The sequence below is a fragment of the Planctomycetota bacterium genome (assembly GCA_035574235.1).
GTDB lineage: Bacteria > Planctomycetota > MHYJ01 > MHYJ01 > JACPRB01 > DATLZA01.
Window position 1 is genome coordinate 1 of the sequence record DATLZA010000048.1, and the last position, 4,815, is coordinate 4,815.

A 4,815-nucleotide genomic window follows, 5' to 3' on the forward strand; every position below is an offset into this window, starting at 1 on the left:
CCCCCGCCAGTACTCCAGCGCCCAGGCCAGGTGCTTGACGGCCTGCGGACGGTCGAACCGGAAGGCCTGGAGCGTGACCCCCGCGTGCCGCACCGTTTGCGGCGAGGAGAGTCCGCCGGCGTCCGCCTCCATCGCGGCGGCCACGGCCCGGCAGCGATCGAGAATGCCGTCGAGGATGCCCTCCTCGCGCAGTCCCCGGAGGCGCCGGGCGGATTCCGGCCGGCCGGTCGGAACGACTCCCACGACGCAGACCGTCCCCTCGGTCTCGAACCCGCCCTGGGACAGAAGGAGGGCATAGGTCTGCGCCTGGACGAAGCGGTCGATGAAGAGGTCCGGCCGGCGAGAGAATTTGAGCTCCAGGACGAAACGGCAGCGGCGCCCCTGGAGATCAACGAGGTCCGGGACGCCGACCACGGGGACGCCGTCGAGGATTCCGTCGAAGCGGCTTTCCTGGAGGACGATGTCGCGGCCGGCGCGGATCTCGGCTTCGAGGGCTTCCCGGGTGATGGGGCGCGCGTCGGCGCTGAGCTCGCGGTGTCCGAGGGCGCCGGCCTCCATGGCGGGCGTGCGCTCGACGACGTCCGGATGGCGGAAGGCGAGGTCGATTTTGAGCTCGCAATACCACTGGGCCGCCAGGGTGGACACGCCCACCCGGGCGACGCCGTGGCGCAGCGCGGACGGCGGCGCGAAATCCGTCACGGCGGGTTACGCCCCCAGGCGCTTCATCTCGGGCGGCTCGGCGCCCTCTTCGGCCACCTGAAGGTCCTCCACGTCGTGGCCGTATTCCGTGACCGAGTAGGAGATCGTCACGCGGGCGCCGCTCTCGCGGGCCTGCTTGGCGAGCTCTCCGAGGCGCGGGTTGAAGGTGTTGTACCAGACCCCGTCGGAGCCGCGGATGCCGTAGCGGACGTAAGGGGTGCCGTCGCGCTTCTCGCCGGGCCGTTCGGAGACGGCTTTGACGGTGACCTGAGCGACGCCGCGGGTGCCCGCTTCGGCCGGGCGAGGGCCCCCGCCGGGAGCGGGCCGCTCGGTCCGGCGGAGCGGACCCGGGGCGCCGGGCGGCTCGGCCGCCAGAAGCTCCTCGCTCATCTCCTCGGCGGGCGTCGGAGCATAGCCGGCCAGGACCATGACCCAGGCGTGCCGAAGCCGCATGGCCTTGGCGATGGCGCGGGTCTGGGCCATGGACGCGCGGGCGTAGAAGGGCTTGTCCCGCCAGCCGGGCTCCTCGGTGGAGCAGTAGCCGTCGGCGAGGCTGACGACCTGATCCTGGGAGTTGGTCAGCCAGGCGCGCGCATGGATCGTCTCGTGGCCCGATTCCGGGTCGCGGACGACCTCCTCGACTTTGGCGTGAGGCTGCTCGTTCTGGACGCGGCTGATCGTGAGCCACCCCTCGACGCGGACGTACTCGCGGGGGTTGTTGCCGAACTTCATGGACAGGCCGTTTTCCTTGACGATGCGGGCGACCTGTTCGGCCAGGGCCGCCGCATTGGCCAGGACCTGCCGCTGCTCCTCGAGGGCGGGAACGGCGGAGGAGGGGGAAGGAAGGGGTTCGTGCGCCATACTACGACCTCCGGGGGAAGGCAGGCGGCCGCGCCCCGAAGGACCCGCCCTCTCTCCGGGGGGCCCCGGACCGCCTCTTCCGGACGCCATGCTACACCCGGGATATGTCAGAATGGGTCACGGAAGGGCGTTTTCCGCGGAGCCGTCAGGCCCCTCCCGCCGCCTTGAGCAGCCCTTCCACGCGCCGGACGATACCGGCGATCCCCTGGGCTTCCCACCAGCGGGCCCAGCGGCGAAGATACGCCGCGTCCAGCGACTCCTGCCGCTCGCCGATCCGCCGAACGTCGAAGAGATCCCGGTCGCGGCCCGAGATGAGCTTGTAGAGAATAAGATCCTCCGGCGAGGCGACCTGCACGGTCCGCCCGAAAAGAACGACGGCGCGCCTCCGCTTCAGGGCGCTCCGGTCGAAGGGCGAGTCTCCGAGGGTGAGATCCAGGTGCCAGGGGCTCTTGGGGTCTCCCAGAGGGAGGCGCGCCCAGCCGCTGATCTGCATCTGCTGAAGCGCCAGGTCCTCGTCCACGGCGAACCCGAAGCGCGCCGCCGCGCGCAGGAACCGCACGACCTGCCGCTCGGGGACGAAGAGGACGAAATCCACGTCCTCCGTGTAGCGCGGCTCGCCCCAGAGGCCGGCCGCCATCCCTCCGTAGAGCAGATACTCGAAGGGCCCCGATTCAACCGCATCCAGGGCCGCCAGCAGGACGCTCTTGGGATCGGACATCTCACCGCCGGCGGAGAAGCCGGGAAAGGGACACGGGATGGCGGCGCCGAGCGCGCCTCGGCCGGGCCAGGGGGTGCGAGAGAAGCCCCTCCAGAATCCGGACGGCCCGTTCCAGGCTCATCGAGCGAAGCTCCCGGAGCCTGGCCTCCTCGCCGGCCCGTCCCATCCGCTCCAGCCGTTCCTTCCAGCGCCCCATGGCTGGAAGTAGTATAGCGCGCCCTCGGGATCCGGTCCGCCCCATTCTCGCCCGTCCCGGTCCGGGGGCGCCCGAACGAGATCCCTGGAGAAGGAACGGACTCCTTGCGGCTATCGGGGCGAATCGGCGGGCTTGGCGGCTTGCGGCGGCTTGTCCTCCTTGGCGGGCGGCGGAGGAGGCGGCGGCGGCGGCTCGACGACCCGGACCTCGAGGCGGTCTTCGAACGGGATCGTCCGGCCGTTGAACGTGAGCTTCGCCTTGAGCGTCAGCGCGCCGGCCGCCCCGGGCTTGGCCGCCTTGTCCGCCGAAAGCGCCAGCTTCGCCCGCGCCTGCCCCGGCGCAAAGGTCGCCGGACCGGCCGCCTTGACCGGAGCGCTTCCCGCCGGCGCGGCCTCGAGCTTCACCTCGCCGTCGAACCCGAACAGGCGCTCCAGCTCCAGCTCGATCTCGGCCGAGCCGCCCGCCGGGACCGCCGCCCCGCCGTTCGGAGCCTTCACCGCGATCGGCGCGGCCGCGATCTCGATCTCCACCGGAAGCGCCGCCAGCCACGCCTTCACTTTCTTCTCCTTGGCGAGGTCGGAGGCCTTCTTGACCTCGGCGGCCAGTTCCTTCTTGAGCGCCTCCCCCGCCTTGGCGAGATCCTGCGCCTTCTTTTCCGCCTCGGCCGCCCGGGCGCGCGCCTCCTCGGCCGCCTTGAGCTTCTCCTCCGCCTCCTTGAGGGCCGCCTCCGCCGTCCCGGACGCCTTGACCTTTTCGAGCGCGGCGCGGGCCTTCTGAACCTCTTTCTCCGCCTGCGCGCGCTCCTCCTGCGCTTTCTTGAGTTCCGCCGCCGCCTGCTGAAGCACCTCCCCCACCCGCTTCTCATCCGCCTGAAGCGCCGCCACCCGCTCGGGGGTCCGCGTGTACGAAAGATCCACTTCCCCCGTCACCGTCAGCGAAAAGACTTCCGGCTCGGCCTTCTCGGTGACGTCGATCTCGAGCTCCCCCTCCGGCTTGGCCGCCTCGAGCGTCACCTCCTTGGCCTGAATCGGGCGGTTGTTCCCGCGACCCGGAAGCCCCGACGGCACGAGCTTGATCTTCGCCTGCGCCAGGTCCTTCGACTCGGCGTGGCGGACGAGCTTCACGGGAATCTTGAGCTTGCCGCCCCGCGACGTCCGATACCGCTCCGCCTCGCCCAGCCGCACCGAGACGGGCACCGCAAACGAAGGATCCACCGCCAGTCCCAGCGTCTCCGTGACCCGCGTGGAGATCGGCTCCCGCTCGGTGTCCGCCCGCCAGACGACTTCCGCTCCCCGAACCGGCCGCGCCACGGACTTGCCCCCGATCTCCGCACGCCCCACCAGGCGAAGCGCCCCCGCGAAGGCCGGCGCGTCCGGCGCCGCCTGAAGAACGAAGTCAACCGACGTGTCTCCCGGGCCCAGGACGACGGGCCGGGCGGAAACCCCCGGAGGCAACCCCTCGGCCTCCACGCGGATCGCCCCGTCGAACCCTTCCCGCCGGAAGGCCACGACGCGCACCCGCTCCGCCCCCCCGCGGCGAAGCACCGTGGACTTGCTCATCACCCGGTTCTCGGCCCGGAAGTTTTCCACCGGAAACGCCACCAACCGGAAGTCCGGCCGCGCCGGCCGCACGACGAGAACGTAGGCCGACCCGGATTCCGCCAGCGCCCCCACCCCGTGCAGGTCCCGCACCAGCACGCGGAAGCGGCCGTCCTGCGGGACCGTCCAGAGCACCGCCGGATCCTCCGGGCCCGCGCGATACCGCCGTTCCATGTTGCCGCCCATGGCCGGAAGCGGCGTCGGCTGATCGTCCGACTCCTGGAGCTCCTGGACGCGGATCGCGCTCTTCTCTCCCACGCTCACCTGCTGAAGCACGATCTGGGGATCCGTGGGCCAGCCGAACCGCTGGCTGAAGATCTCGATCCAGAGCCGCTCCCCCTTCTTGGCCTCGAAAACGAATCCGTCCCGATCGCCCGCGGGATGGAACCGCCCCGCCACGAACGCCGGCAGCGTCACGGCCATCGCCTCCTCCGGACGGTCGTTGGGCTCGGCCTCGCGCACGGGCGCGCGTTCGACGAGCAGAAACCGGACGGAATTCGAGCGGCCCGCCTCCGAGACGAACTGCCAGCGCACGAAGTCGGCGGAGGCGTCCGCCGGACGCAGAAGCGTTTCGGACTCGGGCGCCCCGGGCTCGGCGGGCGCTTCCACCGTCACCTCGAGCCGCTCGAGGCTCCGCACGCCCTCGACGGGAGTTCCGCCCGGAAGGTTGCGGCCGTAAAGAGTCACCTTGTTGGGACGCCCCGCCTCCAGCGCCGGCGGGTCCATCCCATCGATCCACGGCC

5 protein-coding genes are annotated in these 4,815 nt (G+C 71.3%); all 5 read right to left on the minus strand.

The window, feature by feature from the left end; all coding sequences use genetic code 11:
• Positions 1-699 (minus strand): hypothetical protein (locus VNO22_03680; GenBank protein HXG60452.1); only part of this gene is annotated, 699 nt, incomplete at its 3' end.
• A gap of 6 nt (positions 700-705) precedes the next feature.
• Positions 706-1,560 (minus strand): hypothetical protein, encoded by an 855-nt coding sequence (locus VNO22_03685; protein HXG60453.1) that lies wholly within the window; start codon positions 1,558-1,560, stop codon positions 706-708.
• 145 nt (positions 1,561-1,705) lie between these two features.
• Positions 1,706-2,278, minus strand: coding sequence for a nucleotidyl transferase AbiEii/AbiGii toxin family protein (locus VNO22_03690; protein HXG60454.1), 573 nt, complete (start codon positions 2,276-2,278; stop codon positions 1,706-1,708).
• Between the two features lies 1 nt (position 2,279).
• Positions 2,280-2,474: a hypothetical protein gene (locus VNO22_03695; protein HXG60455.1), complete on the minus strand. Its 195-nt coding sequence runs from the start codon at positions 2,472-2,474 to the stop codon at positions 2,280-2,282.
• A 110-nt stretch (positions 2,475-2,584) separates the two neighbouring features.
• Positions 2,585-4,815: hypothetical protein (locus VNO22_03700; GenBank protein ID HXG60456.1), on the minus strand; the 2,231-nt coding region annotated here is incomplete at its 5' end.

What these genes read in the sequence shown, in the direction of transcription:
- VNO22_03685 (HXG60453.1), bottom strand. Translation starts at nt 1,560, where the DNA reads ATGGCGCACGAACCCCTTCCTTCCCCCTCCTCCGCCGTTCCCGCCCTC.
- VNO22_03695 (HXG60455.1), bottom strand. Translation starts at nt 2,474, where the DNA reads ATGGGGCGCTGGAAGGAACGGCTGGAGCGGATGGGACGGGCCGGCGAG.
- VNO22_03690 (HXG60454.1), bottom strand. Translation starts at nt 2,278, where the DNA reads ATGTCCGATCCCAAGAGCGTCCTGCTGGCGGCCCTGGATGCGGTTGAA.